The 24,187-nt window shown below is 62.8% G+C and carries 25 protein-coding genes and 1 pseudogene; 11 read left to right on the top strand and 15 right to left on the bottom strand.

The window, feature by feature from the left end; translation table 11 throughout:
- Positions 1-2: 2 nt before the first annotated feature.
- The 7 genes from HYG81_RS27630 to ahaH are packed head-to-tail and all read right to left on the bottom strand — an operon-like array spanning position 3 to position 6,599.
- Positions 3-1,766: an ATP synthase subunit A gene (locus tag HYG81_RS27630; protein ID WP_180842854.1), complete on the bottom strand. Its 1,764-nt coding sequence runs from the start codon at positions 1,764-1,766 to the stop codon at positions 3-5.
- 3 nt (positions 1,767-1,769) lie between these two features.
- Entirely contained in the window at positions 1,770-2,102 is a 333-nt protein-coding gene (locus tag HYG81_RS27625; protein WP_180842853.1) for a V-type ATP synthase subunit F, read from the bottom strand.
- Positions 2,099-3,151, bottom strand: a complete 1,053-nt coding sequence (locus HYG81_RS27620; protein ID WP_180842852.1) for a V-type ATP synthase subunit C — start codon at positions 3,149-3,151, stop codon at positions 2,099-2,101. Before HYG81_RS27620 ends, HYG81_RS27625 begins: the two co-directional genes overlap by 4 nt.
- Positions 3,148-3,726, bottom strand: coding sequence for a V-type ATP synthase subunit E (locus HYG81_RS27615; RefSeq protein ID WP_180842851.1), 579 nt, complete (start codon positions 3,724-3,726; stop codon positions 3,148-3,150). Before HYG81_RS27615 ends, HYG81_RS27620 begins: the two co-directional genes overlap by 4 nt.
- 22 nt (positions 3,727-3,748) lie before the next feature.
- Positions 3,749-4,018, bottom strand: a complete 270-nt coding sequence (locus HYG81_RS27610) for a hypothetical protein (RefSeq protein ID WP_425492911.1) — start codon at positions 4,016-4,018, stop codon at positions 3,749-3,751.
- Positions 4,019-4,027: 9 nt separating this feature from the next.
- On the bottom strand, positions 4,028-6,280 hold the full coding sequence (locus tag HYG81_RS27605) for a V-type ATP synthase subunit I (protein ID WP_226376051.1): 2,253 nt from the start codon (positions 6,278-6,280) through the stop codon (positions 4,028-4,030).
- The gene (ahaH, locus tag HYG81_RS27600) at positions 6,267-6,599 is read right to left on the bottom strand and encodes an ATP synthase archaeal subunit H (protein WP_180842849.1); all 333 of its coding nucleotides are present in this window, start codon (positions 6,597-6,599) and stop codon (positions 6,267-6,269) included. The genes HYG81_RS27605 and ahaH overlap by 14 nt, the downstream gene beginning before the upstream one ends.
- 157 nt (positions 6,600-6,756) lie before the next feature.
- Here ahaH and HYG81_RS27595 point away from each other — a divergent pair, with 157 nt between their 5' ends.
- A complete protein-coding gene (locus HYG81_RS27595; RefSeq protein WP_180842848.1) occupies positions 6,757-7,380 on the top strand; it encodes a methyltransferase domain-containing protein in 624 nt (207 codons plus the stop codon).
- A 24-nt stretch (positions 7,381-7,404) separates the two neighbouring features.
- Here the strand turns inward: HYG81_RS27595 and HYG81_RS27590 are convergent, their stop codons facing one another.
- Together HYG81_RS27590 and HYG81_RS27585 are read right to left on the bottom strand one after the other, a co-directional pair.
- Positions 7,405-7,917, bottom strand: a complete 513-nt coding sequence (locus HYG81_RS27590) for a type IV pilin domain-containing protein (RefSeq protein WP_226376050.1) — start codon at positions 7,915-7,917, stop codon at positions 7,405-7,407.
- A 77-nt stretch (positions 7,918-7,994) separates the two neighbouring features.
- Positions 7,995-9,218, bottom strand: coding sequence for a DUF7096 domain-containing protein (locus HYG81_RS27585; protein WP_180842847.1), 1,224 nt, complete (start codon positions 9,216-9,218; stop codon positions 7,995-7,997).
- A gap of 202 nt (positions 9,219-9,420) precedes the next feature.
- On the opposite strand from HYG81_RS27585, the gene HYG81_RS27580 reads away from it, so the two are divergent.
- The gene (locus HYG81_RS27580; protein ID WP_180842846.1) at positions 9,421-10,764 is read left to right on the top strand and encodes a helix-turn-helix transcriptional regulator; all 1,344 of its coding nucleotides are present in this window, start codon (positions 9,421-9,423) and stop codon (positions 10,762-10,764) included.
- A gap of 222 nt (positions 10,765-10,986) precedes the next feature.
- Here the strand turns inward: HYG81_RS27580 and HYG81_RS27575 are convergent.
- Positions 10,987-11,667: pseudogene (locus HYG81_RS27575) on the bottom strand (hypothetical protein); the annotation flags it as partial.
- Between the two features lie 413 nt (positions 11,668-12,080).
- Entirely contained in the window at positions 12,081-13,076 is a 996-nt protein-coding gene (locus tag HYG81_RS27570) for a radical SAM protein (RefSeq protein ID WP_180842995.1), read from the bottom strand.
- 126 nt (positions 13,077-13,202) lie between these two features.
- Between HYG81_RS27570 and HYG81_RS27565 the strand changes: the two genes are divergently transcribed.
- On the top strand, positions 13,203-14,318 hold the full coding sequence (locus HYG81_RS27565; RefSeq protein WP_180842845.1) for a DUF373 family protein: 1,116 nt from the start codon (positions 13,203-13,205) through the stop codon (positions 14,316-14,318).
- A gap of 4 nt (positions 14,319-14,322) precedes the next feature.
- On the opposite strand, the gene HYG81_RS27560 is transcribed toward HYG81_RS27565, so the two are convergent.
- The 3 genes from HYG81_RS27560 to HYG81_RS27550 form a co-directional block, all read right to left on the bottom strand.
- Positions 14,323-15,165: a polyprenyl synthetase family protein gene (locus HYG81_RS27560; RefSeq protein WP_180842844.1), complete on the bottom strand. Its 843-nt coding sequence runs from the start codon at positions 15,163-15,165 to the stop codon at positions 14,323-14,325.
- Positions 15,166-15,359: 194 nt separating this feature from the next.
- A complete protein-coding gene (locus HYG81_RS27555) occupies positions 15,360-16,313 on the bottom strand; it encodes an electron transfer flavoprotein subunit alpha/FixB family protein (protein WP_180842843.1) in 954 nt (317 codons plus the stop codon).
- On the bottom strand, positions 16,310-17,101 hold the full coding sequence (locus tag HYG81_RS27550; RefSeq protein ID WP_180842842.1) for an electron transfer flavoprotein subunit beta/FixA family protein: 792 nt from the start codon (positions 17,099-17,101) through the stop codon (positions 16,310-16,312). The genes HYG81_RS27555 and HYG81_RS27550 overlap by 4 nt, the downstream gene beginning before the upstream one ends.
- A 207-nt stretch (positions 17,102-17,308) precedes the next feature.
- Between HYG81_RS27550 and HYG81_RS27545 the strand changes: the two genes are divergently transcribed.
- From HYG81_RS27545 to HYG81_RS27525, 5 genes are all read left to right on the top strand, one after another.
- Positions 17,309-17,821, top strand: a complete 513-nt coding sequence (locus tag HYG81_RS27545; protein WP_180842841.1) for a TRAM domain-containing protein — start codon at positions 17,309-17,311, stop codon at positions 17,819-17,821.
- A 180-nt stretch (positions 17,822-18,001) separates the two neighbouring features.
- Positions 18,002-18,190, top strand: a complete 189-nt coding sequence (locus HYG81_RS27540) for a hypothetical protein (protein WP_180842840.1) — start codon at positions 18,002-18,004, stop codon at positions 18,188-18,190.
- 90 nt (positions 18,191-18,280) lie between these two features.
- Complete coding sequence (locus HYG81_RS27535) at positions 18,281-19,273, top strand: MBL fold metallo-hydrolase (RefSeq protein WP_180842839.1); 993 nt, start codon at positions 18,281-18,283, stop codon at positions 19,271-19,273.
- A gap of 226 nt (positions 19,274-19,499) precedes the next feature.
- Positions 19,500-19,853: a hypothetical protein gene (locus HYG81_RS27530; RefSeq protein ID WP_180842994.1), complete on the top strand. Its 354-nt coding sequence runs from the start codon at positions 19,500-19,502 to the stop codon at positions 19,851-19,853.
- A gap of 210 nt (positions 19,854-20,063) precedes the next feature.
- A complete protein-coding gene (locus HYG81_RS27525) occupies positions 20,064-20,522 on the top strand; it encodes a Tfx family DNA-binding protein (RefSeq protein ID WP_180842838.1) in 459 nt (152 codons plus the stop codon).
- Between the two features lie 29 nt (positions 20,523-20,551).
- On the opposite strand, the gene HYG81_RS27520 is transcribed toward HYG81_RS27525, so the two are convergent.
- Positions 20,552-21,397, bottom strand: a complete 846-nt coding sequence (locus tag HYG81_RS27520; RefSeq protein ID WP_180842837.1) for an RNA ligase family protein — start codon at positions 21,395-21,397, stop codon at positions 20,552-20,554.
- Between the two features lie 243 nt (positions 21,398-21,640).
- On the opposite strand from HYG81_RS27520, the gene HYG81_RS27515 reads away from it, so the two are divergent.
- The 3 genes from HYG81_RS27515 (at position 21,641) to HYG81_RS27505 (ending at position 24,090) form a co-directional block, all read left to right on the top strand.
- On the top strand, positions 21,641-22,015 hold the full coding sequence (locus HYG81_RS27515; protein ID WP_180842836.1) for a CBS domain-containing protein: 375 nt from the start codon (positions 21,641-21,643) through the stop codon (positions 22,013-22,015).
- A gap of 172 nt (positions 22,016-22,187) precedes the next feature.
- The gene (locus tag HYG81_RS27510; RefSeq protein ID WP_180842835.1) at positions 22,188-22,973 is read left to right on the top strand and encodes an SDR family oxidoreductase; all 786 of its coding nucleotides are present in this window, start codon (positions 22,188-22,190) and stop codon (positions 22,971-22,973) included.
- A gap of 124 nt (positions 22,974-23,097) precedes the next feature.
- Complete coding sequence (locus tag HYG81_RS27505) at positions 23,098-24,090, top strand: hypothetical protein (protein ID WP_180842834.1); 993 nt, start codon at positions 23,098-23,100, stop codon at positions 24,088-24,090.
- Positions 24,091-24,187 lie beyond the last annotated feature (97 nt).

Genomic DNA, 24,187 nt, shown 5'->3' with positions numbered 1-24,187 from the left:
TGTTAGTACAGTGCGCGCAGTTGGTCTGCGAGGTCGCTCTCGATGTCGTCGATGAACTCGTTCCACTCCTCGGCCGTGCCCATCCGGTTGAGCTGCGGCGCAGCGTCGACGTCCTGAATCTCCTCGACCGGGACGCCCGCTTCGAGCGCCTCGAAGGCCTCGTCGTTGAACGTCTTGATGGCCTCGAGCATCCGGTAGGTCTTCTCGGGTTCGCAGTAGGTGTCGACGTCGTGGAGCGCGTTCTGCTGGAGCCAGGCCTCACGGATGTAGCGTGCGACCTCCATGGTGAGCTGCTGGTCCTCCGGCAGCGCGTCCTTGCCGACGAGCTGGACGATCTCCTGGAGTTCGTCCTCCTCGTCTAGTACGTCGACCGCCCACTGACGGGTGTCCGACCAGTCGCCGGCGACGTTGCTCTCCCACCACGGGTCGAGCTGGTCCTTGTACAGCGAGTAGGACTCGTTCCAGTTGATCGAGGGGAAGTGCCGACGTTCCGCGAGGTCGGCGTCCAGCGCCCAGAACGTCTTGACGATACGCAGCGTGTTCTGGGTGACCGGCTCGGAGAAGTCGCCGCCCGGCGGGGAGACTGCCCCGACGACCGAAATCGATCCTTCGCCGCCGTTCATCAGCTGGAACTTGCCGGCGCGCTCGTAGAACTCCGAGAGCGCAGCGGCCAGATATGCGGGGTAGCCCTCTTCGCCGGGCATCTCCTCGAGTCGACTCGAGATCTCCCGCATGGCCTCTGCCCACCGCGAGGTGGAGTCGGCCATCAGCGCGACGTCGTAGCCCATGTCGCGGTAGTACTCCGCGATCGTGATCCCCGTGTAGATACAGGACTCACGCGCTGCGACGGGCATGTTCGACGTGTTTGCGATGAGGCAGGTCCGGGCCATCAGCGGGTTCCCGGTCTGCGGGTCCGGCAGTTCCGGGAAGTCCTCGATGACCTCCGTCATCTCGTTGCCGCGCTCGCCACAGCCGATGTAGACGACGATGTCCGCGTCGGACCACTTGGCGAGTTGCTGCTGCGTGACGGTCTTCCCGGAGCCGAACGGCCCGGGAATCGCCGCCGTCCCGCCCTTTGCGAGCGGGAAGAGGCCGTCCTGAACGCGCTGGCCCGTCACCAGCGGTTCGGTCGGCGTCTCCTTGTCACCGGCGGGCCGGGCTTCGCGAACCGGCCACTCCTGGTGCATCTGAATCTCCTCGCCGCTCGAGAGTTCGACGATGGTCTCCTCGACGTTGAACTCGCCGCTCCCGATGGTGGTGACCTCGCCGCCTTCGTAGTCCGGCGGCACCATGACCTTGTGGTCGATGGTGACGGTCTCCTCGACCGTTCCGACGATGTCGCCGGGTTCGACGGTGTCGCCCGTTTCGACTTCGGGAGTGAACTCCCACTCCTTCTCGAGGTCGATCCCGGGGGCGTCGACCCCGCGGTCGAGGAACGCAGTCCCCATCTTCTCCTCGAGGACGTCCAGCGGGCGCTGGACACCGTCGTAGATGGAGTCCAGCATGCCGGGTCCGAGGTCGACGCTCAGAGGCTCGCCCGTGTTCTGGACGGGTTCGCCCGGGCCGACGCCGGAGGTTTCCTCGTACACCTGAATTGTGGTCAGGTTCCCTTCGATCTCGATGACCTCGCCCATCAGTCCTTCGTCGCCGACGTAGACGACGTCGTTCATCCGGGCGTCGAGGTCCGTGGCGGTCACGACGGGACCACTCACGCTTTCGATTACACCGTCTTCGTCGACGGATTCGATTTCTTCTGCCTGGCTCATAGTTTAGCTGTCTTCGTCCTCGTCCATCAGGTCGATACCGATCGCGCGTTTGATCTGGTCGCGCAGGCCGCCGCCACCGGTGCCGCTCCCGATCGTGACGACGACCGGCTCGACGCTCGTTTCGACGTCTTGACGAACGTTGCGCGACAGGTAGTCGAGATCCTCGTCGTGCATGACGACGATGCCGACGCCCTCGTCCTCGAGGGCAGTCGTCGCCGCGTCATCTAACCGTTCGTCCTTCTCGTCGTCCGGGACGTTCTCGAATCGGCGGACGCCTGCGAGGCGGAAGCCGGTCGTGAACTCCGGACTGCCGACGACTGCGATTTCCTGGCTCATAGGATCACCAGCTCTTCTTCGATCTCGTTCTCGTCGAGTCCGACCTCGCGGCCTCGCGCGATGGCGCGGATGTTCTCGACCTCGCGCTCCTTCGCGAGGATGTACGACAACACGGCCGATACGGAGGCCGGATAGATGCTCGAGAGCGTGTCCGCGTACTCGAGCAACGCAGCGTCTAGTGCGTGCTCGAACTGGATAAGGCTGTCAGCATCGCGCAGCCGACCCATTGCGCTCGAGAGCCGGTCGCCATACCGCCTGCTGTCGGCGATGTGATCGACGAGCGCGTCGTAATCGCCGACCAGTCGGTTGAGATCCGATCGGTCGAACAACACGCCGCCGTCGATGTAGTAGGTCGCGGGATCGAGATCGGCACCGCTGCGTGCGAGTCGCAACGCGTTCCGGGCGTTCCGGAAGTCGATCTCGGCCTCGAGGAACTCGACGTACTTCGCCTCCGGCCCCTCTTGTGGTCGGCCGAGGTCGGCGAGCAGATTCTCGTAGAACTCTCGATCGAGCGCGTTCTCGAGGGGGACGAGCGCGCCGGTCTCCTCGAACTCCTCGTAGGCCACCGTCAGCGGCTCGTAGTAGCTCGTGCCGTACAGCACTTCGATCGCGTCCTCGATCTCGTCGGCCTCGAGCAGCCGTTCGATCGTCCGGTCCTCGAGTTCGCCGGCGCGAATGAGGTCCGCCTGAATATTGTCGGAATCGGTGTCGGTGTAGATCCCGCGGATGATCGTCTTCAGGTTCCAGACGTCAAATTTCCGCAGGTAACGGGAGATCAGGTCATAGAGTCGCCCGTCCGACCAGTCTAGTAGGTCGTCAAAGTGCTTCGCGAGGTTGCGGTTCAGCGCGTACTCGATCAGGTCGACGCCCGAAAACCGCGTACCGAGCTCGTTGATCTCGCGTTCGTACTCTGTCTCCTCCATGAACCGCGCGATCTCGCTCGGCCCCATCCGGATCAGCTTTCGGTAGTCTTCGTCCGAGAACAGCGAGGCTCGGCGCGACCGAACGCGAGCGTTCACGTATTCCGGATTCGAGGCACCTGCGCTCATTGCTCGAAGAGTCGGTTGCTGATCTCCTGGAGGTTGTCTTCCCACACGTCCTCGAGCACCGAGTCGAACGTATTATTGACCCGGACCCGGGACTGGTCGCTCTCGACGATGACGCCGCCAAGGCAATCGACCTCGCCGGCGTACTCGTAGTCGTCGTCCGTGAGGATCGACTCGAGTAGCTCCCGGTCACCGCTGCGACCGTAGACGTTGACGTCGTCGCCCTCGTCGAACTCGACGCTCGCTGCCTCGAGCAGATCGCGGGTGAGCTCCTCGCGGGTGTCGCCCTCGAGGGAAGCGAGTTCGTCCTCGACTGCCTCGCGGACCTCGCCGAGGACGTCGCGACGGGCCTCCAGACGCTTCTGTTTCGCCTCCAGCTTCGCACTGGAGAGACGCTGTTCGCGGAGCTGGTCGATTTCGCGTTCGACCTCCCGTTCCGCGTCGGTAACGATCTCCTCGGCGTCGGCCTCGGCTGCCGATTCGATCTCCTCGGCGCGCGTTTCGCCCTCCGCGCGGATGTCCTCCGCACGCGCGTTGGCCTCTTCTCGAATGTCTTTGACGACTGTATCCAAACTCATTGGTGAGAGAAGGGGGGTGTGGTTATCCGACGATGAAGACGACGACTAGGGCGAGGATCACGAGCGTCTCTGGAAGGACGGTCATGATCAGGCCCGGAACGAACATGTCGTCGTCCTCGGCGATCGCGCCGACGGCTGCTGCGCCGATACCGCGCTCGGCGTATCCTGCTGCGAGTGCGGCGAGACCGACGGCGATCGCCGCGGCACCCGCGTCATTGAGGGTTGGTCCACCCTGTGCTGCGCCTTCTCCTGATTGCAGTACAACGTCCGTGAGCTGAAGTGCTAGGTCCATCATGTTTGATTACTTCTCGCTGTGATTTCGATCGGTTCCGAACGGTTTGTAGTTCTCCCCACCGCCTTCATAAAACTTGTTAAAGAATTCGACGTACTCGAGGCGTACGGCCTGTAATCCGGCACTTGTCACGCCAAGAACTAGCACGACAATGTGTCCGAGTACGAGAATAACAAGTCCGCCGAGCAGGGCCGCGGTCCCCGAGTGCATGAGACCGCCGAAGATGACTTCGGCACCCTCACCGTAGTGTTCGGCGACGTAGCTCGGCTCGTGATTTCGAAGGAAGTGGAACGCGCCGTCTGGGTCCTCGTAGCCGCCGAAGAACAGCAGGTTGACCACGAACGCCATGCCGGCCTTCGCGAGCAACACTGCGCCCATCCGGGTATATGAGAAGACGTTGACGACGACGTCGAGCGATTCGACGAGTTCGACAGGCTCGCTGACGCCGAGCATGACGAACCCGATCAGGAAGACGAGCAGCGGTGCCGTAAGCGGGAACCCGCCCAGCACCGGGATCGCCTCGGGGAACGTGAATAGCGCCCACTCCGGGAACCCGGTGAAGCCGATCGGGAACGGCCCGTCGCTGGCGAACGTCGTAAACAGGAAGTCGGGCTTCGAGCCCTCTGCTTGGGCCGAGAAGATCCAGATCCAGATCCCGTTGATCATCAGGATCCACGAGCCGCTGTGGAAGAGGGCGTCCTTGATGCCGTGGCTGAGATTCTCGTAGAAGTCCAGGATGTATCCGATGTTGAGGTGGACGATCCCGGCCAGCACGCTAATGACCATCCAGCCCAGGGCGAAGTCGGCTGCCGCCGGCTCGAGCCCCTTGTTGAGCGGCAAGAGTTCGACGTTAAGCAGGTCGTGCCAAACGACCTCTCCGAGGATGTGGAGGCCGAATATCTCGCCGTACACGAATCCGAAGAGGATCGTGAACAGGCCCGCCCAGATCGCGACGCCACCGAGACTGGTGACGCCCTTGCTGTCGAACTGCGTTGCCATGTAGGCCCCGATGGCCACGTACATGATCCCGTAGCCGACGTCGCCGATCATGAACCCGAAGAACAGCGGGAACGTCAGGAACAGGAAGATCGTCGGATCCAGTTCGCTGTATTTGGGCCGATTGACCGCCTGCACGAGCAGTTCGAACGGCTTGGCCACTCCCGGATTCTTCTGGACCGTCGGCGGCTCGTCGCCCATCGTGACCGTCGAGCCACCGTCGGTGACCGCCTTCTGTTGCTGGTCGTCCGCCTCGGCAGCGCTGTCGTCTTCCTCGTCGGTCCCGGCGGGCGTTCCCTTCTGGACGTCTTCCGTATGGGAGTGTGCGCCGTGGCGGTCGTAGTCCGCCCGCTCGAGTTCTTCGACCTCGACGCTGTCGCCGACGGCATCGTTCAGCGTGGCGACGAGCCGGTCGTACTCGTTAGTCGGGATCCAGCCCTCCGCGACGAACGCGTGTTCGGTCGTCGCGAACTGCAGCGGCGCTTCCGCCTGCTGGACCTCGATCGTCAGCTCTTCTTCGGCCCGAAGGAGAAATCCGGCTTCCGCCTGTTTGATCTCCTCGAGCTCCGCGTCAATTTCGTCGAGCTGTGATTCGAGCGTCTGCTTTCGACTCTCGAGTTCGTCGACGTAGTCGTCCGGACTCCGCTCGGTGTCGGGCACCTCGTAGCGGGTGAAATCGACGCCGACCAGCGCGTCGTCGATCGGGTCTTCGTCGGCGTCTTCTGTGGGTGCGGCCACGATAGCCACGACATTGCTACCGGTGAACGTTTCGAACGCCCGAATATCCTCGGATGCGTCGACGGCCGCCTCGACCTCGTCGAGGGAGCCCTCACCGACGAGGACGTTGACCGTCTCGTACTCCGACAGCAAGTCGAGGTCGATACCGAGCTCCGCGAACGGAGCGACGCGGTCGATCTTCTCGTTGATCTGCCGGAGCTCTTCGTTGATCTCCCCGCGGCGGTCGTCGAGTTCGTTGACTCGCGTCCGGACCTCCTCGAGTCGCTGTTCCCAGCCCGGCTCGAGCGTCCCCGGTTCGGCCTCGTCGGCCGACAGCTCCAGGGTGCTCTCGAGGGCGCGGACGGTCACCAGCTTCTCGGAGGACTGCTCGGCACCCGCCATCGGGTCGCCGTTGTCGAACCCCTCCCAGGAACCGTCGTAGTCCGAGAGGTGGACGAGATTCAGTTCGTGAACCGTCTCGATGACCGTGGGCATGACGCCCCTGGATCCGGTCACCGAGACCTTGCTCATTCGTTCAGGTCTGAGCATGGACGTCCTCCTGGAACAGTTCGACGACGTGGTCGGTCACTTCGTCGACCCGATCCCGGGCGCGCTCGGCCAGCGCCTCGCGCTCGCGTTCGCCTTCTTCGAGGACCCGCTCGCACTCCGCATCGATCTCTTCGCGAGCGTCCTCCAGGCGGCGCTCCTTCAACTCTTGGGCCTCCTGTTCCGCTTCCGTGCGAATCTCCTCGGCTCGTTCCCGGGCCTCGGCTATTCGCTCGTCGCGGTCGTTTTCTGCCTGTGCGACGATCTCGTCGGCCTCCTCTTCCGCCGACTTAATTCGTTCGAGAACCTGTGGCCTCGGCATACTCTAAGCAGTCGGACGTTTGCCAGAGCGCGTATATGGTAGTTGCGAAACTGCCTCAGCGCGAACCGGCTTTAATGGGGCGGTAATATCTTCTTACACTGCGCTCGGAGCGCCGGGAACAGCAGACATATGGCGATCGGACCGAAACTCGTCACAAATGGGACTTCTCGAGAACAAGGCCCGCGCCCGACTGTTCTACAAGTACCTCTCACGGGTCTACGATCAGGTGAACCCCTTCATCTGGAACGCGGAGATGCGCAGCGAGGCCCTGTCGCTGCTCGAGTTCGACGACGACATGACCGTCCTCGACGTCGGCTGTGGCACCGGTTTCGCGACCGAGGGCCTGCTCGAGCACGTCGATGAGGTCCACGCCCTCGACCAGAGCGAACACCAGCTCACACAGGCGTACGAGAAGTTCGGTAAACGCGGGCCACCGGTCCACTTCCATCGCGGCGACGCCGAGCGACTGCCGTTCGCGACCGACACGTTCGACGTCGTCTGGTCGTCAGGCTCCATCGAGTACTGGCCGAATCCGATCCTCGCCCTGCGGGAATTTCGTCGCGTCCTCAAACCCGGCGGGCAGGTGCTCGTCGTCGGCCCGAACTATCCCGATAACGTCGTCAGCCAGCTGCTGGCCGATTCGATCATGCTCTTCTACGACGAGTACGAGGCCGATCACATGTTCAAAACCGCCGGCTTCGAGGGCGTGAAACACGCGTTCATGGGCCCGTCGTACGATCCCGAGGTCGCGATCACGACGATCGGTCGCGCGCCCGAATAATCGAGGGTATCATCGCCCGCTTCATCAGGTTGCCGTCGTCTCGAGTTCGGCTATCCGCTCTCCATCGACGGCGAGCGTGACGCTGACAGTGTCGCCTGCCGATAGCGTCGGTGTGTTCGTACCGGCGATAGACACCCCGGCCCGTTCTCCCGTCGTCCACTTCGGATCGGCCTTCGCGTTGAACGGTCCCTCGGGCGCGCCATCGAAGCCGCTCGCGCCGACGAAGGGAACCGGCGGCTGAGTGGAGAGCTCCGTCCCGTTTATCGCGATCATCACTTCCAACTCCTCGACGTCGACGGCATCGCCGGCGACGTGCTCGATCTCGACCGACGAACTGTTCCCGTCAGCCGAGAGGTCGAAGGCCGTAGTCGGGCTGGGCGACTCGAGTGACCACGCACCGACGCCGACTACCACGAGGGCCGCCAGACAGACGGTGAGTGCAACTAACGCGAGGACCCCGACGACTGGACTGATACCTCGGTTCGATTCAGGAGCACTCGTTGACGCGGGTCGCGTGGTCGGCGGGCCAGTGGTCACACATCCCGTGGCCGCTCGATCCGATATAAAAAGTCGTCCGAATCCGACGAGGGGAGCCGCCGGCGACTGCTATCAGTCTATCCGCTAATGGTCGTGTTGATACGCTTCCCGCTCGTCGTCTCCACGACCAGCTCGTATCCGTCTTCGGGTGAAACGAACCACAGTCTCCCGTCAGCGTAGGTCTCGCCGACTTCGGTTCCGTTGATCGTGACCGTCGCCGACAGCAGCTCACCGCTCTTCAAATCCGAGACGGTGAGTTCGCTCGGTCCGTCACTCACCGTTTTATTGATCGTCAGATCAAGTCCCTCTTTCTTCACAGTCTGTTGCGATTCCGTCGGTAACGAATCCTGATTCAGAACCTGCACTTCTCGGTGAATGTTACCGGTCCCACCGTCGAGGTACGCCTCGAGATGGCCATGATCGTGACTGATGTCGAGCATGGACAGTTGAACCGTTGTATGCATGTTGAACGACGGCGATGACCTCGTCTCGTTCGCCCACGGATACATATCGAGTGTGTAGGGGTACGCATCGGAGATACCGTCGAACTGGGTCTGTTTTGAGGCGTTTCGGTTGTCGAATCGGACGGCCTCACGAACGTAATTCTCGTCGATCATCGAGATGACGTAGCCGTTCTCGGACGTCTTGACGGTGAACACGGTGTCGCTGTTACCGGTCCCACCTGCCGCTGCCAACTGTGAGCGGAGCTCTGTCTGGTGCATCTCAAGTTTCCCCTGCTCGTCCTTCATCGACTGCGCAATTTCCGAGGTTCTACTCGCTCGATCCCTGAGATCGGCGAGCGTCCTGGAGAGGGCCGCCGCTTCCTTGTGATTTCGATGCAGGGTTTGCAGCAACTGCGAACTCGAGATCCGTCCGGCTGCGTGTGCTCTCACGGCCTGCTGTTCGCGGGACTCGAGCGAATCGGATCGCTCTCCGATCCGGGCGTACGCTTCCCAGAGCAGTTCCCGTCGCTCCGCTTCCGTCGCATCCTCGAACTGGCGATCGACGATGGCGTACTGGATGTGATCGGTCCGGAGTCTGTCGTCCGTACTTGCGAACATCGTACCGATGTTCATGCCGGGTTCGGCGTACTCGCTTCGTGCTGCATTCTCGAGCGAGAGTCGGTTCGTCGTGTTCTCGAGCTCCCGAAGATTGGAGTCGGACCTATCAGTGGTCGACACTTGCTGGAGGGAAGAATCGGACGGCCCAGACAGATCGTTTCCAGGGGCCGCAACTATGGGGGAGACGAGCAACGAGAAACCGAGAAGTACTGCGAGGAGTAGCGGAATCGCACGGTTCATCGACAGACTCTATGATCTCCTGATATAAAAACTGGTCGCACTCCCAGTGGCTGCGAGTAAAACGATCAAAAGACCGGTTACCAACTGCTTACCACTCGCTGGAAACCCGCTCTCCGCCGCGGAAACCCTTCACGGCCGTTAGTAACATTTTATTTTCCGATGGAAAGTGTTTTTTCCCCCGGGAAACCACCCGTTGGTACGCATGCGGGTATCCACCGCCATCACACTCGCCCTCACAGCCCTCCTCACGATGTCCCTTCTTGGGGCGGTGGCCGTCGCGCCGGCTGCAGCCAGCCCGCCGTCCGATAGCAGTCAGACGGCTGTAGCCGCCGATCGGTCCCACTCCACGTCCGCCATCGCATCACCCGTTGACTCCACGACCGCTCACCGCTCCGACTCGTTCGCTCCGTCGTTGTCGTCCGCGGCCGCCGCACAATCGGACCCGCCGCTCAATCAAACCGATCCGAGGCAGGTCATCCGGCTCACCGTGCAGGACAACGGTGACGTCCGATGGACGATCGAGAGCCATTTTCGCGTGACTTCCGACGAAGACGCCGCCGTGTTCCGTGACTACGCTGCGGAAGTTGCAGCCGGTCGGGACGGTGTAACGTACAACTTCGAGGAGTTCCGACAGACCGCCGAACAGACGACGGGCCGTGAGATGTCGATCGAAGACGCCGGCTGGGATGAGCCACGGATCGTCGATTCATCGGACGTAACCGGTGGCGACACGACCACCGACGAGGACGCCCGGATCGGCATCATCTCTTACTCGGTTACGTGGACGAACTTCGCCACCGTTGAGGACGACCGGATCTATTTCGGTGATGCGTTTCGAACCGACGCTGGGACGTGGATGAAGATACAAGACGGCCAACGGTTTGTCGTCGAGACGCAGTCAAATTACGCACTCGAAACTCCGACCCAGCTTACGTGGGATGGTCCGTACGAGTTCACCACTGACGAACTCGAGATCGTGTTCGTCCAGACTGGGAGCGGTGGGGGCGGGAGTCTCTTGGACCTGTCGTGGTGGTGGCTTCTCGTCATCGGTGGCGCTATCGTTGCCGCCGGAATCGGTGGGTATCTCCTGTTCCGGCGGGACGAGCTGAATGAGCTTCCGATTCCGCTCGAGCGGTTCCCAGCGCTCGAGTCGATCGGCATCGGTAGCCGGAGCGATAGCGAGTCGGGTGACGGGACCGGGCCTGCAGCCGGCGCAGCCAGTTCCACGGCCGAAGCGCCTGCGCCTGGCCGGACTGATATCGATGATAGCAATGCCGGTACTGGCACTCGCCTTGAGTACACGGAAGACGCCGGCGAGGAGATCGATCCCGAGCTGTTGAGCGACGAAGAGCGCGTCCTGCGAATGCTCACGCAAAACGGCGGCCGGATGAAGCAGGCCACCATCGTCTCGGAGACTGGCTGGTCGAACGCCAAGGTATCGCAGTTGCTATCGAAAATGGACGACAACGGCGAAATCGAAAAGCTCCGGATCGGCCGTGAGAACCTCATCACGCTGCCTGGTGTCGATCCGACCGAGACTAACTGAGTGTCTTGAACCGCTGTGTTGTCGGTTTAGCGGTCAGTTTTCGTTCGTTTCTGAATCGGTGGAATTGTCGGACTCGTTGTCAGTAACTGAGTCGTCGGACTCGTTGTCAGTAACTGAGTCGTCGGACTCGTTGTCAGTAGCCGAGTCATCGGATTCGTCGTCAGTAGCCGAGTCATCGGATTCGTCGTCAGTAGCCGAGTCATCGGATTCGTCGTCAGTAACTGAGTCGTCAGACTCGTTGTCAGTAGCCGAGTCGTCGGACTCCGTCTCCGGGTTGAACTCGATGTTCTTGCCCACGGAGGCGTAGATATCGTCCCAGTCCTTGTCCTCATCCATCAGGTAGACTTCGACGGTCAGCGGGCCAGCCCCGAACTCTTCGATTCCATCGGGGCGAACGTCGATGTGGTACGTGCCGTTTTCTTCCATGCGGACTTGACCCGTCCGCTCAATCAGTTTCTGTTCGTCTTCGTTGATCTTGACGAAGAAGTACGGCTCACCGATGACGTTACCGTGTTCCGGCGGATCGACGTTCTCCATGCTCGTGTTGGCGACGACCTCGAGATTGAAGTTCGAGTAGCCGTCACCGTTCGCTGCAGGCTCTTTATCGACGAACGTCATCGATTTGATCCGGTCTGAACGTTTGTTTTCCATCGGACGGTTCGGTTCCGTCGGAGGTGTCCACTCCGCGTTCGCAGTGTTGTCTCCGTCATCACCGTTCACATCGTCTGTGTCATCGGAACTGTCCCCACCGTTGGAGCCGTTCGCGTCCGTTTCGTTCTCGTTCAGCGGTTCCGTGTCATTTTCGCTCGAGGGATCGTCCGACTGTGATCCGCCGAGGGCGCTACACCCGGAAAGCGCCACGAGCAGTGCAACCGCAACGACAGCAACCGTTCGAAATTGCATCGTACCCTGTTATATCGGGACAGCCGCCATTATTACAACAGTGATAAGCGCCAATAACCTGTTCGACGATAGGACGGGCTGAACGGGCTCGTAACGGCCATTTACGTGCGTTGCACGTTCCGGGACAATCCTTAAACTATGCAAAAACGACGCGAGTCCGGTTTGTTCGTGACCGCGCTCGTCGAAACACACTGGCAGCGTGGGGTACATCGACTTATGCTAACGGCGTCCGCTCGACGACCTGCCACATGGACCTTTTTCTCGTCGGGTTCGCTCGCATCGCTCGCTCACTACTCTCTGCTCACGGACGCTTCGCGTCCGTTCGCACGGTTAGTGGGACCTTCGGTCCCACTTAACTCGAAAAATTCCCACCAAAAAATCCCTGATCGCTCACTATGTTCAACTCGCGGTACTCACGCCAGAGGCGTCCGCTCGACGACTTGCCCATCGTACGTCGGATACTGCTCGACGATTTCGCCGTCCTCGAGGTCGCCGTCCTCGATCATCTCTTCGAGGAGCCACCAGGCGACTTCGACGTGGTCGGTTTTGACGGTGTAGAACTCTTCGGGGACGCCGAGTGCATCGAAATCCGCCGGGTCGGCGCGCGTCTTGCCGTAGACGAGCGTGCCGTCGTCCGTGACGTCGTCGAACTCGCGGCGGATGTTCCGTGCCATGCGTTTGAGGCGGCGGCGGTGCTGGGCCGCGTCCTTGAAGACGGAGGTACAGAAGTAGACCTTCTCGTGGTCGCCCATGGCCTCGAGGATCTCCTCGCGGGAGCCGTCGACGGCGCTCATGTGATCTTCCTTGAGTTCGAAGCCCTGTTCCTGCATCCGACGGTAGTTGCCGTCGCTCATCTCGAACTCGTTGACGTTACAGAACTCGGCGGCTCCCTCGTCGATCAGCTCGAGGAACTCCTCCTCGGCGCGGATACCGGGAATTTCGAAGGCGGGGGTCAGTCCCTCCTCGCGGGCGATGTAGAGGATTTCCTCCCACTCGGTGCCGTGGAGGTCGCCCCACTGTTCGTAGGGCGGGTGGAAGCGAATCTCGTCGAGGCCGGCCTCCGAGAGGCGGCGCATGTTCTCGCGACCGCCGGTGATGCCGGTGTAGAGGTGCGTATGGTGGTCCTCGCCGAACTCGTCTTTCAGGAGCTCGAGGTAGTGACAGGTCCGATCGAGGGCCTCCTGGGGTTCGCCGCCGGTGATCGATGTGCCCAGCGCGTCCATCCGGTGGGCCTCGGTCAGGACGTCCTCGTCGCTCTCGACGAGTCGCTCGTTGGCGTAGACGTCGGTGACGTTCTTTCGGTTCTCGCCGAGCGGGCAGTAAAAGCAGTCGCGCTGGTCGCAGTAGCCGTAGACGAACAGCACCATCTTGCCGCCTTTCGCGCACTGCTCACAGCCCTTCGAGATCATTCGAGGGAACATACCCACCCGAGCCTCAAAAGCTGTGCGAAACTGTCGAGGTCTGTGTGGCGATGGCAAGCGGCTCCCGCTCGGCTCCCAGAAGAGGGAAATACCGCGGCGTGCAACCACGACCCGATGCTGCTGGTCCTCTGTGTCGACCTCGACGACGACCTCGGTCGGAAGACCGGCTTCTCGACGCCGGTCATCGGCCGCGATCCCGTCGAGGAGGCGGCCGTCGCCCTCGCGACCGCCGACCCGGAGGACTCGGACGTTAACGTCATCTTTCAGGGGTTGCACGTCTACGACGACCTCACCGACCGCGACGAGAGCGTCGAAGTCGCCGTCGTGACCGGGAACGATCAGGGCGACGTCAGCGCCAACCGCGAGGTCGGGGACGAGGTCGACACCGTTCTCGCGAGCCTCTCGACTGGCGAAGACGTCACCGTCCTCGTGGTCACCGACGGGGCACAGGACGAATCCGTCATCCCGATCATCCGCTCGCGGGTCCCCATCGACGGCGTCCGCCGGGTCGTCGTTCGACAGGCACAGAACCTCGAGTCGATGTACTACACGATCAAGCAGGTACTGAACGACCCCGAGACGCGCGGGACGGTACTCATTCCGCTGGGAATCTTGCTGTTGATCTATCCGCTCGCGCTGATCGGGACCTTCCTGAACCTTCCGGGGTTCGTGCTGGGGTCGACGTCGGCGCTACTCGGGCTCTATCTCATCTCCCGCGGGCTCGGCCTCGGTGACCGTCTGGACGCGGCCGTCGAACGCGGCCGACGCTCGCTGTACGCCGGACGGACGACCCTCCTCGCGTACGTCGTCGCCGCCGCTCTGTTCGTTCTCGGCGGCGTCAGCGGCATGGACACGCTCGAGTCGGTCCAGCAGTCGACGCCCGGCGACCTCGAGGTTCCCGTCATGCTCGCCGCGCTCGTCTACGGCTCGATCCACTGGTTCGCCGCCGCGGGGCTCACCACCAGTCTCGGACAGATCACCGACGAGTACATCGCGGGCTCGCTCGAGTGGCGCTACCTCAACGCGCCGTTTTACGTGCTCTCGATCGCCCTCGTCCTCCACGCGGTGAGTGCGTTCTTCCTCGATAACGTCGAGATCGCCTACCTCGCGGCGGCGTTGACAGCGGGGACGCTACTGGGGATCGTGAGTACGCTCACGTTCGCCATCGCGGAATCGCGATTTTCCGACTCGGATCGGGAGGACGGGACGCGAGGAGCCGAGCGCGTCTAAGCGCTCACCGTTCGCGCTCGACGACGAACTCCGCCAGTTCGAGAAGATACTCGCGCGCGTCAGAGTCTTCGACCTCGACCCGATCGAGGGCGTCGATCGCTCGATCGGCTTCGCTGCGGGCGCGATCGTTGGCTTCCTCGGGCGTGAGTTTGGTCACCTGAACGACCGACGGCCGTTCCAGGGCGGCGTCGTGACCGGTCGGCTTGCCGAGTTCGTCGGGATCGGCGACGGCGTCTAGCACGTCGTCCCTGATCTGGAAGGCGATGCCGACTCGTTCGGCGTACTCGCCGAGTGCGTCGACGGTGACGGGGTCCGAGTCGGCGGCGATCGCGCCGAGTTCGGCCGCGGCTCGAAACAGCGCGCCGGTCTTGCGTCGGGCGAGGGTCATGTACTCTTCCTCGTTCGCGGGTTCGGCCGACAGTTCGGTCGCCTCGCCGACGCCGAGTTCGACCATCGCGTCGGCGACGACTCGAGTCGCGTCCGGGTCGGCGGAAAAGAGCGCGAAGGCCTCGCCCAGCAGTCCGTCGCTGGTGATGATCGCCGGCCCGTGACCGAACTCGGCCCACGCACTGGTCGTCCCGCGTCGCAGTTCGGAGCGATCGATAATGTCGTCGATGACAAGTGACGCCGTGTGGACGAGTTCGACTCCGACGCCGAACTCCACGGCGTCTTCGGCACGTCCCCCGACGGTTTCACAGGCTAGCAGCGTCACCATCGGCCGGACGCGCTTCCCGCCGGAGAGCGCGACGTGACGAACTTCCTCAGAGAGCGTCTCGGGTTCGACTCCCTCGACCACTTCGACGAGACGCTCCTCGATCAGCGCCCGTCGGCGCTCCAGCAGTTCCATCACCTGCGATTGGGAGGGGGTAGAAAAGTACGTGACGGTTACGGACGCCCAGTTGCCGGGCTGTGACGGACGGCAGCAGGATCATTTTCCGCCCTGCCGTACCGAGGGTATGTCTGATATGGTACTTTTCGTAATATGACTTATATAGAAAAATCGATTATACTCTCTTTCCGGATTCTAGTGGAGACGCCGTTTTACTGGAACTCGTCGATGAGTTCGGGGACGACGTCGAAGAGGTCGTCGACGATGGCGTAGTCGGCGATATCCATGATCGGCGCGTTGGGGTCAGTGTTGATCGCGACGATCGTATCGGAGCCCTTCATGCCGGCGACGTGCTGGACTGCGCCGGAGATACCGATCGCGATGTAGACGTCGGGGGTGACGACCTTGCCGGACTGGCCAACCTGTCGGTTCTTGGGCAGCCAGCCGTTGTCGACGATCGGGCGCGAGGAGGACAGCGTCGCGTCGAGTGCATCCGCGAGGTCCCGGATCAGGTCGAGGTTCTCCTCCTCCTCGATCCCGCGGCCGATCGAGACGAGCATGTCGGCCTCGCTGATGTCGACGTCGCCGCCGGCGACCTCCTCGAAGCCGGTGACCGTCGAGCCGACGGCGTCCTCGTCGATTGCCGCGTCGAAGGTCTCGATCGCGGCGTCGCCGGTACCCTCGGCCGCGGCCCACTCTGCCCCGCGGATCGTAATGACAGCGTCACCCTCGAGTCGATTGGTCGTCTCGACTTTGCCACCGTACATCTCGCGGGTCGCGACGAGCGTCTCGTCGTCGTTGTCGAGGTCGATCGTATCGGTGACGATGGGTAGATCGAGCTCGTTAGCAACCGCGGGCGCGTAGTCGAGTCCGTTGACGCTGTTGGGCGTCAGGACGTACTGGGGCGCGAGTTCGTCGTAGAGCTGCGTGATCGCCTGCGTGTAGACGTCGTGGTTGAACTCCTCGCCGTGGGAAACGGTGTGGATCGCGTCGACGCCGTCTCGGTTGCACTTCTGGGCGAAGTCGTCGACGGTGCCGCTGATGACCGCGAGGTGGAGGTCGCCGCCCGTCTCGTCGGCGAGCTGGCGACCGGCGGTAATGATTTCGTAGCTGACGTCGCGCAGTTCGCCGCGTCGGTGGTCCGTCACTGCGAGGACGTCCGTCATTGTGCCACCCCCTTGTCGCGGAGCAGTTCACCCAGTTCGGCGGCGGTCTCGTCGGCGCTGCCCTCCCAGACGGTCGCATCGCTCTCGCTCTCGGGCTCGTACATATCGGTCAAGGTGAGTTCGGACTCGATGGTACTCTCGTCGACGCCGATGTCGGCGAGGGCCTTGACGTCGAGCTCCTTGCGCTGTGCCTGACGAATACCGCGCAGGCTGGCGTAGCGGGGCTCGTTGATCCCCGTCTGGATCGTCAGCACCGCCGGCAGCTCGATATCGGTGAGCTCCTCGACGCCGCCCTCGAGTTCGCGCCGCACCGAGGCGACGCCGTCGTCGAAGTCGTGCTCGAGGTGGTTGACGACGGCTCCCCACTGGAAGCCGAGGTTCTCGGCGACGGAGACGCCGGTTGCTGCAAAGCTGTCGTCACCGGCCTGGACGCCGGTCAGCACGAGATCGGGATCTTCTTCCTCGATGACGGCACTCAGAATCTCCGTCTTGGCATTGACGTCGAGCAGGTCGACGCCCTCGAGGGAGTCGTCCCAGACGCGGACGGCGCGGTCGGCACCTTTCGCGAGGGCCTGACGGATGGTCTGCTCGCACTCTTCGGAACCGATGGTGACGGTGACGACTTCGTCGGCGATGCCGTCCTCCTGGAGTTGGACGGCCTCTTCGATCGCGTAGTCGTCCCACTCGTTGAGATCGGCACCGAGGTACTGGTCCGTGATTTCGGTTCCCTCGATCTCGAACTCGTCTTCGACGGTCGCTACCTCTTTGACCGTAACGAGAATCTTCATCGCGTGTCAGTGCAACGCCCATACCGTAAACCTTTTCGAAACCGCTAGTCATGGAGAGCGGGTTCTGTTACCATATTTTGCGTATCGATGACTAAATTGTTTGTTTGTTAACAAACGTGGCCAATATAGGATACCAGCGTTACGTTCGAATCGCGTTTCGAACTCGAAGACGGAAACGGTTTAACGCCACCGCTGGTAGTGCTGTCCATGGCAGACTGTCCACTCGCCGATGACTGCCCGGAATTCTCCGAACGGATCTCGGGAATGGGATGTCAACACTACGGTGACCGGGGTGGCAAGGAGTGGTGCAACCACTACGGCCAACCGATCAACGATCTCAAAACACAGCCGGTCAAGCCGGGCGAAGAAGTCGTTATCGACGTCGTCGACATGCACGAAAGCGGTGCCGGCGTCGGCCGAACCGGGGACGGATTCATCGTTATGGTCGACGGCATCCTGCCGGAGGCCCGCGCTCGAGTCGAGATTACTCGAGTCCACAGCAATCACGCACGAGCGGAGGAACTGGAAATCTTGCCGATGGATCCCGACGACGAATCCGAATCGACGGACGCGGATATGGACACGGACGCGGATGCAGATGCGGACGAGGATGAAGACGCCGACGGCGAGGTTGTCGCCGAAGACGAAACCGGCGCGACCGATGATGACGGCCCCCAGCGCGAGCGACTCGGCAGCCGCGATAACTTCTGGGGCTCCTAACACAGCGCGCTCGAGTGGACAGTCAGCGCGGTGGATTTCAACTGATTTCGGACGCCTATTCGGGTGCTGTTCGGTCCGGTGGCAACAAGCCGCAACTATCGGTTCTGTTTCCTGTGCGGTACTCGATGGGGAGTGAATCACGCAGTGGCCATCAATTAGTTGCGGTCATTGCACCCGTCCGTGCGATCGGCGGACTCGTTCTCGCCGCTGGGACACTGGCACCGCTCGCATCGGACTCACTGGAAGTGGATTTTCGGGGGCGCGACCGAGGGACAGACGGCCGGCGAAACGACCACGCCATCGGTGACCGTCACTGTCGGTACAGGGTTGTTTGCGGTCGTCCTCGTGACGTGGGCGCTTCGCGGCTAGCGGCTACGGTCCCTGCTGGTAGCGATTTTACCCTGATTACGGAGTTCCGCTTCAGACAACGTTTTCTCGGACGGCGTCAGATGTGGCCCCATGGAACGCATCTCGTTGTCGAACTCGGCGTTCGAGGGCGACAACAACGCCTATCTCTTCGCGGCGGGCCGGGAGACGGCGCTGATCGACACCGGCGACTGGATGGCGACGACGCGTGAGCAACTCGAGGCTGCCCTCTCCGAGCGCGGGCTCGCGTTCGCCGATGTCGATCGGATCTTTCTGACCCACTGGCACCACGACCACTGCGGATTGGCCGGCGAGATTCAGGCCGAAAGCGGTGCCGAGGTGTATGCACACGCCGCCGACGCGGCGCTCATCGAGGGCGACGAGGACGCCTGGGACGCGATGTACGACCGCCAGAAGCGCTACTTCGAGGAGTGGGGGATACCCGAACCGAAGCAGGACACCCTCCTCGAGTTCATGGTCAACAGCGAGGCGACTACCGAGACGCCGACGGTCACACCCTTCGAGGACGGCGAGACGTTCTCGGTCAACGGAACCGACCTCGAGGTCGTCCACACCTCCGGGCACGCGGCCGGACTGAGCATGTTCGAGGCGGCGCTCGAGGGCGAACGACAGGTCTTCTCCGGGGACGCGTTGCTGCCAGTTTACACGCCCAACGTCGGCGGCGCGGACGTGCGCGTCGACCGGCCCCTCGAGAAGTACCTCCGCGCGCTGCAGGGGATCGTCGACGCCGACTACGACCGCGCGTGGTCGGGCCACCGCGATCCGATCGACGACCCCGCCGGTCGGGCGCAGTACATTATCGACCACCACGAAGAGCGCTCCTGGCGGGTGCTCGACGCGCTGGACCGGCTCGGCCCCTGTGACACGTGGACAGTCAGCGCCGATCTGTTCGGCGAACTCGACAGCATCCACATCCTCCACGGCCCCGGCGAGTCGTACGCCCACCTCGAGCACTTAGAGCGCGAGGGAACCGTCGTTCGGGAGGGTGCCGAATATCGGCTCGCTGAGGGCGTTTCGGATGAACTCGCTGCGATCGAGGGAGAGCGCTGGGACCTCGAGTACTGAGATCGCTGTCGCCTTTCACGTGCGCTTCCTCGCTCGACACGTGAATGGATGTGGGTTCTGATGGGACTGAGCGAGAGGAAGTGTCCTCCTACCGTAGCAACAGGGGATGTGGAACCATCCACGCTCGTCGTCTGTCCCCGACCGATATCTGGTGTTCGACCGAGACACCGAGCCCCGATCCGATACCGAGAAGTATTTACTCGTACCCGAGTTAGAACTGAGTATGATGTGGCAAGATCTGATCTTCCTGGCCGGCAGCGTCCTCTCGATCGTCTTCCTCGCACCGACGGTGCGTGACGTGACCGCGAACATTCCCCTCGCCTCGAGCGTACCGTCGATGACGATCGGTGCGATCTACGCCGCCACGTACGCGACGATGGGAATGCGCTTCTCGGCGTTCGGCTCGCTCGGCGTCGCCGTGATGTGGTCGCTGATCGTCTCCTACCGGTCGCCGGGACCGCACGACGGCCCCGCGAACGTCGGTCGGTTCGCCCGCTCGCTGGTCCGACAGGCATATCAGACCGTAACCGAGACGACGACCGAAGACGAGTACGTTGCTCCCAGCCAGTCGGCCGACTAGCGACCGACACCGCGGTTCGCTCCGTTTGCAGCCGATACCCGATAATTTCCGAGACCGAACCGGACTGTGATAGTCCGGTGTCGACCGTCGCAGTATGGTGGCGAGACGGAGTAGTCCGGTGGCGAGACCGGGGAAGCTTTCATCCTACCGAAAACTAGATGCTAGTAGCATGCACACGCGAGGCTACGGATTCGGGAGAGGGGAGTCGCCGTGATCGACGACGTCGAGGAACTCCTTGAGGAGATCGGGTTCGATCCCGAGACCAGCGTGTTAACACACCGACAGGCGCAGGTGCTCGCGCTGCGCGAACGGAACGTCTCACAGGCCGATATAGCCGAGGCGCTGGGAACCTCGCGGGCGAACGTCTCCTCGATCGAGTCCAGCGCCCGCGAGAACGTGGAAAAAGCCCGCGAGACGGTCGCCTTCGCGGAGGCGCTTCGCGCCCCGGTCCGGGTTCGCGTCCCCGCCGGAACCGACCTCTACGACGTCCCACAGATGGTGTACGACGCCTGCGACGAGGCCGGTGTCAAAGTCGATCACACCGCGCCGGACCTGATGAAAGTCGTCAGCGACGCCGCGGGGTCGGCCGTCTCCGGCCGACAGGTGGCGATGCCGCTGATCGTCGGGGTGACCTCGGAGGGAATGGTTCGCGTCCGCCATCAGGAGTGAGACGTCTCCCGTCGCTGCAACCCGTGCGACTACTCGTACCGCTTTTCGAGAGACTGCCGAACTACCCGCCCGACCGCCGATCGAAACGGTTCCATATCGACGGTCTGGTTCCCGTGAGAGAGCCGCGCGTGCTCCTCGCGAACGATGTCCTCGAGGACGCGCTCGTAGACCGCCTCGACGGTCACTGGCTGCTGGCGGTCCTCGAGTTTAGCTGCGACGTTTTCGATCCGTCGCTGCGTCACATATGTCGCGGCCAGCTCCGAAGCCGTTCCGTCGATCGGAACCGTCTCGTCGACTTCTCGATGGTCGGGATGAAGTAGTTTCGCTCGCTGTCCCTGTTTGTTCCGGATGACGACGCCTTCGGCGGGGCCGTCGTACCAGTTCGACTGCGGGACGGTGTACGATTCGGGATCGAAATCTCGAGTGTGACGCTCCCGCTCGAAGGCGTTCACGGGCTGGAGCCCGACCCGCTCGAAGATCTGCTCGGCCGTGTCGGGCGGGTAAAACGCGTCTTTCGCAGCCGCCCAGATATCGAATCCGAGGACCGACGGCGTCCGGTCCCACTCGTACTCGATCGCGTGCCGGTGCATCGCCTCGCCGAAGAAGACGATTGACTCGACGTCGTCGACGGCACGTCGAAGCGCGTCCCGATCGAGCTGGTCTCGAACGTGGCGGACGGCGTGGTGGTAGGGTTCGGGAATCGCGTCCGGATCCGAATACCACCGGTTCCGATCGCCGAACTGGATGCGTCCCGACCGCTGCAGCTGAAACCGAAAATTCGCTCCGTCGACTTTCTCGAGGAGCCAGAGATGTCCCGTATCGAAGAGCTCGCGGGGCGCATTCTCGATGCGCGGGATGGATGGATACCGCTTCAATGTACCACTACCGATGGGTTCCAGCGTCTTCTACCTCTCGTTCACCCCCTCGAGGACGGAGACGAACCCGGCTCTCCGAAGAATTGGACAGGGACAGTGATCCGCGGACAGAAGGGAGCGGAATCGGCTGTCAGCACGATGTAACTCCCCTCGAACCGGCTCGTCGGACGGATCCCCCTCAGCGAATCGCGACCTGCCAACTCGACGGAAAACATCATACCCTCCGTGTCCGTGTCTAGCAGTATGAGTCCTGACGATAGAGTCACCGTCGAAGACGTAATGTCCACGCCGCTGGAGACGATTTCGAAGGATGCAACGGTAATGGAAGCGGCACAGCTGATGCGTGAAAAGGATATCAACGCACTGGTCGTGCAGACCTCACCGCGGGCGATCATCAGCAGTACGGACGTGCTCGATGCCGTCGCAGACGGGCAGGACATCACGGAGTCACAGGTCGCCGACGTGATGACGACCGACGTCGAAACCGCCACCCCGGACCTCTACATGGAGGAGATCGCTGCGATGATGACCACGTACGGGATCAAACACCTCCCGGTCGTCGAGGACGACTACGTCGGGATGGTCTCCTCGACCGACGTCACCGCCCATCTCTCGTAGCCGCGGTCAGCCGCTCGTTCTCACTGGGTGTCTGCAGGTGAAGCGTATGCGACCCGACCGCAGCGGTTGCTCTTTCGCTTGTACTGATCGACCCAGTATCTCTCGCGATGCTGGGTCTCAGTCGCCTGCCGACTCCCCGAGAGATTTGTACGCCCCGGCCGTCGACTCGGGTATGGACTTCGAACTCGACGGAAACAGCGCACTGGTAACCGCCTCCTCGAGCGGCCTCGGCTTCGCGAGCGCGCAGGCGCTCGCTGAGGAAGGCGCGAACGTCGCGATCTGTGGCCGCGACGCGGCGCGACTCGAGGACGCCCGCGACGACCTCGCGGAGACGGCAGCGGGCGAGGTGCTGGCCGTCCAAACTGACCTCACGGATCCCGACGACGTCTCCCACCTGGTCCGCGAGACGGTCGACGCGTTCGGTGGCCTCGATCACCTCGTCACCTCTTCGGGCGGCCCGCCGAGTACGACCTTCCTCGAGACCGACGAACAGGACTGGTACCAGGCCTACGATCTGCTGGTGATGAGCGTCGTCTGGACGATCGAGGCGGCCTACGAGGACTTGCTCGAGTCCGAGCACGGGACGATCACCTGCATCACCTCGCGGACGGTCCGTGAGGTCGCGGACGGCCTCCTGCTCTCGAACTCGGTGCGCCGGGGCGTGATCGGCCTCGTCAAGACGGTCTCTCGAGAGTTCGCGCCCGAGATTCGGGCCAACGCGGTCCTGCCGGGGACGATCGAGACGGCCCGGATCGAGGAACTCGTCGAAGCCGGCATCGAGCGCGGGACCTACGACGACTACGAGGCCGGGTTAGCCGAACTGGCGAGCGACATTCCGATGGATCGCCTCGGCGAGCCGCGAGAGCTCGGCGATGTCGTGGCCTTTCTCTCGAGCCCGCACGCGAGCTTCGTCAACGGGGCCGATATCCCGATCGACGGCGGCCTGTTGCGGAGCTGAGGTAGTCGCCACCGCGGCCGTCTCTGCCGTCTGATCGTCTCGTGAGTATCACGACGCCGACCTGGCAGCCGACTCCCGATTGTCGAATCGAAATCCTCTCGGTTCTCCCCGGGCGAGTCGGGGCGTGTACGGGCCGGCTCAGATCGCTGGATATCTCGTGTTAGTAGTGACGCCCGCGGCGTTGCTCTTCGGTGCCGTTCGTGCGCCGACCGACCTTCCACCCGGACTGCTGAGCGTCCAGTTCGGGGTCGTTCTCGCGGGGACCCTCGTCGCCACGATGGAGTGCCACCGCCTCTGGGAGTTCGATACGGCCGACTGGGCGTTCGACGCGACCGGATTCGATCGTACGGACGCCGTCGACGCGCTCGCAGTCGCGGCTGCAGCGGTGGTAACGTACGGACTGAGCGTTCACGCCGGCCTCGGCCCGGTGCTGGCCTCCGCGCTTGTCGGCCTGTTCGCCGGTCTCGCGCTCCGTCGGGTCGCCGGTGCGGCGTACTGTGGCTCGTTCGTCGGGATGGCCTCCCCGGCGGTGTTCCCGTCACTCGAGGGAGTCGCGCTGGCGGGGCTGGTCGCCGGGCTCGCGTTCGTCGCGACGGCGGAATCGTTCAACGGCTTCGGTGGCAAGTACGGCACGCTCGCGCTCTTCGGCTGCATCGCGACGGTGTTTCTGACGGACGTCGACTACGCTGCCGGGACCTCGCTCGAGTGGCGACTCGCTCCCGCGACCGTCGCCGTTGCAGTCGTCGCTGCAGTTGTGACCGTCGTGCTCCGCACACGTGGTGGGCTGAGCTCTGTCGTCGCCTCCGCCGCGGTCGGAGTGATCGCCGGCGTCGCGTTCACGCCGATCCTGCCGGAACTGGGGCCGACGCTGGCCACCGTCGCCTTCTGTGCCTCGTTCGTCGGGATGTCGAGCGCCGAGCGATTGAAAACCACGGGACAGGTCGCAGGTGCCGGCGTTCTGTGCGGGGTCGTCTTCGTGGTGGTCGCACCCGCCCTCGTCGGTGCGGGCGGCAAGTTGGGGACGACCGCCTTCCTCTCCTGTCTCGCCGTCGCCGGCGCACTGGAACTGACGGCCGTCGTCCGCTCGAGCGTTCATCGCGTCGCTCCCAGTCAGTGAGGGAGTGCACGCGCGCTCGTCGAACCAGAACACACGAAGTCAGCATCGAATCGGATCGGGAACATTTTCACTCCTCATCGAATAGTGACAATACAAC

The sequence above is a fragment of the Natrinema zhouii genome, from assembly GCF_013456555.2.
Lineage (GTDB): Archaea > Halobacteriota > Halobacteria > Halobacteriales > Natrialbaceae > Natrinema > Natrinema zhouii.
The sequence above is the reverse complement of the archived record's forward strand: the minus strand, read 5'-3'. Positions and strand labels throughout refer to the sequence as shown.

Coding starts and splice junctions, on each gene's coding strand:
- HYG81_RS27630 (WP_180842854.1), bottom strand. CDS start 1,766: ATGAGCCAGGCAGAAGAAATCGAATCCGTCGACGAAGACGGTGTAATC.
- HYG81_RS27625 (WP_180842853.1), bottom strand. CDS start 2,102: ATGAGCCAGGAAATCGCAGTCGTCGGCAGTCCGGAGTTCACGACCGGC.
- HYG81_RS27620 (WP_180842852.1), bottom strand. CDS start 3,151: ATGAGCGCAGGTGCCTCGAATCCGGAATACGTGAACGCTCGCGTTCGG.
- HYG81_RS27615 (WP_180842851.1), bottom strand. CDS start 3,726: ATGAGTTTGGATACAGTCGTCAAAGACATTCGAGAAGAGGCCAACGCG.
- HYG81_RS27610 (WP_425492911.1), bottom strand. CDS start 4,018: ATGGACCTAGCACTTCAGCTCACGGACGTTGTACTGCAATCAGGAGAA.
- HYG81_RS27605 (WP_226376051.1), bottom strand. CDS start 6,280: ATGCTCAGACCTGAACGAATGAGCAAGGTCTCGGTGACCGGATCCAGG.
- ahaH (WP_180842849.1), bottom strand. CDS start 6,599: ATGCCGAGGCCACAGGTTCTCGAACGAATTAAGTCGGCGGAAGAGGAG.
- HYG81_RS27595 (WP_180842848.1), top strand. CDS start 6,757: ATGGGACTTCTCGAGAACAAGGCCCGCGCCCGACTGTTCTACAAGTAC.
- HYG81_RS27585 (WP_180842847.1), bottom strand. CDS start 9,218: ATGAACCGTGCGATTCCGCTACTCCTCGCAGTACTTCTCGGTTTCTCG.
- HYG81_RS27580 (WP_180842846.1), top strand. CDS start 9,421: ATGCGGGTATCCACCGCCATCACACTCGCCCTCACAGCCCTCCTCACG.
- HYG81_RS27570 (WP_180842995.1), bottom strand. CDS start 13,076: ATGATCTCGAAGGGCTGTGAGCAGTGCGCGAAAGGCGGCAAGATGGTG.
- HYG81_RS27565 (WP_180842845.1), top strand. CDS start 13,203: ATGCTGCTGGTCCTCTGTGTCGACCTCGACGACGACCTCGGTCGGAAG.
- HYG81_RS27560 (WP_180842844.1), bottom strand. CDS start 15,165: ATGGAACTGCTGGAGCGCCGACGGGCGCTGATCGAGGAGCGTCTCGTC.
- HYG81_RS27555 (WP_180842843.1), bottom strand. CDS start 16,313: ATGACGGACGTCCTCGCAGTGACGGACCACCGACGCGGCGAACTGCGC.
- HYG81_RS27550 (WP_180842842.1), bottom strand. CDS start 17,101: ATGAAGATTCTCGTTACGGTCAAAGAGGTAGCGACCGTCGAAGACGAG.
- HYG81_RS27545 (WP_180842841.1), top strand. CDS start 17,309: ATGGCAGACTGTCCACTCGCCGATGACTGCCCGGAATTCTCCGAACGG.
- HYG81_RS27535 (WP_180842839.1), top strand. CDS start 18,281: ATGGAACGCATCTCGTTGTCGAACTCGGCGTTCGAGGGCGACAACAAC.
- HYG81_RS27530 (WP_180842994.1), top strand. CDS start 19,500: ATGTGGCAAGATCTGATCTTCCTGGCCGGCAGCGTCCTCTCGATCGTC.
- HYG81_RS27515 (WP_180842836.1), top strand. CDS start 21,641: ATGAGTCCTGACGATAGAGTCACCGTCGAAGACGTAATGTCCACGCCG.
- HYG81_RS27510 (WP_180842835.1), top strand. CDS start 22,188: ATGGACTTCGAACTCGACGGAAACAGCGCACTGGTAACCGCCTCCTCG.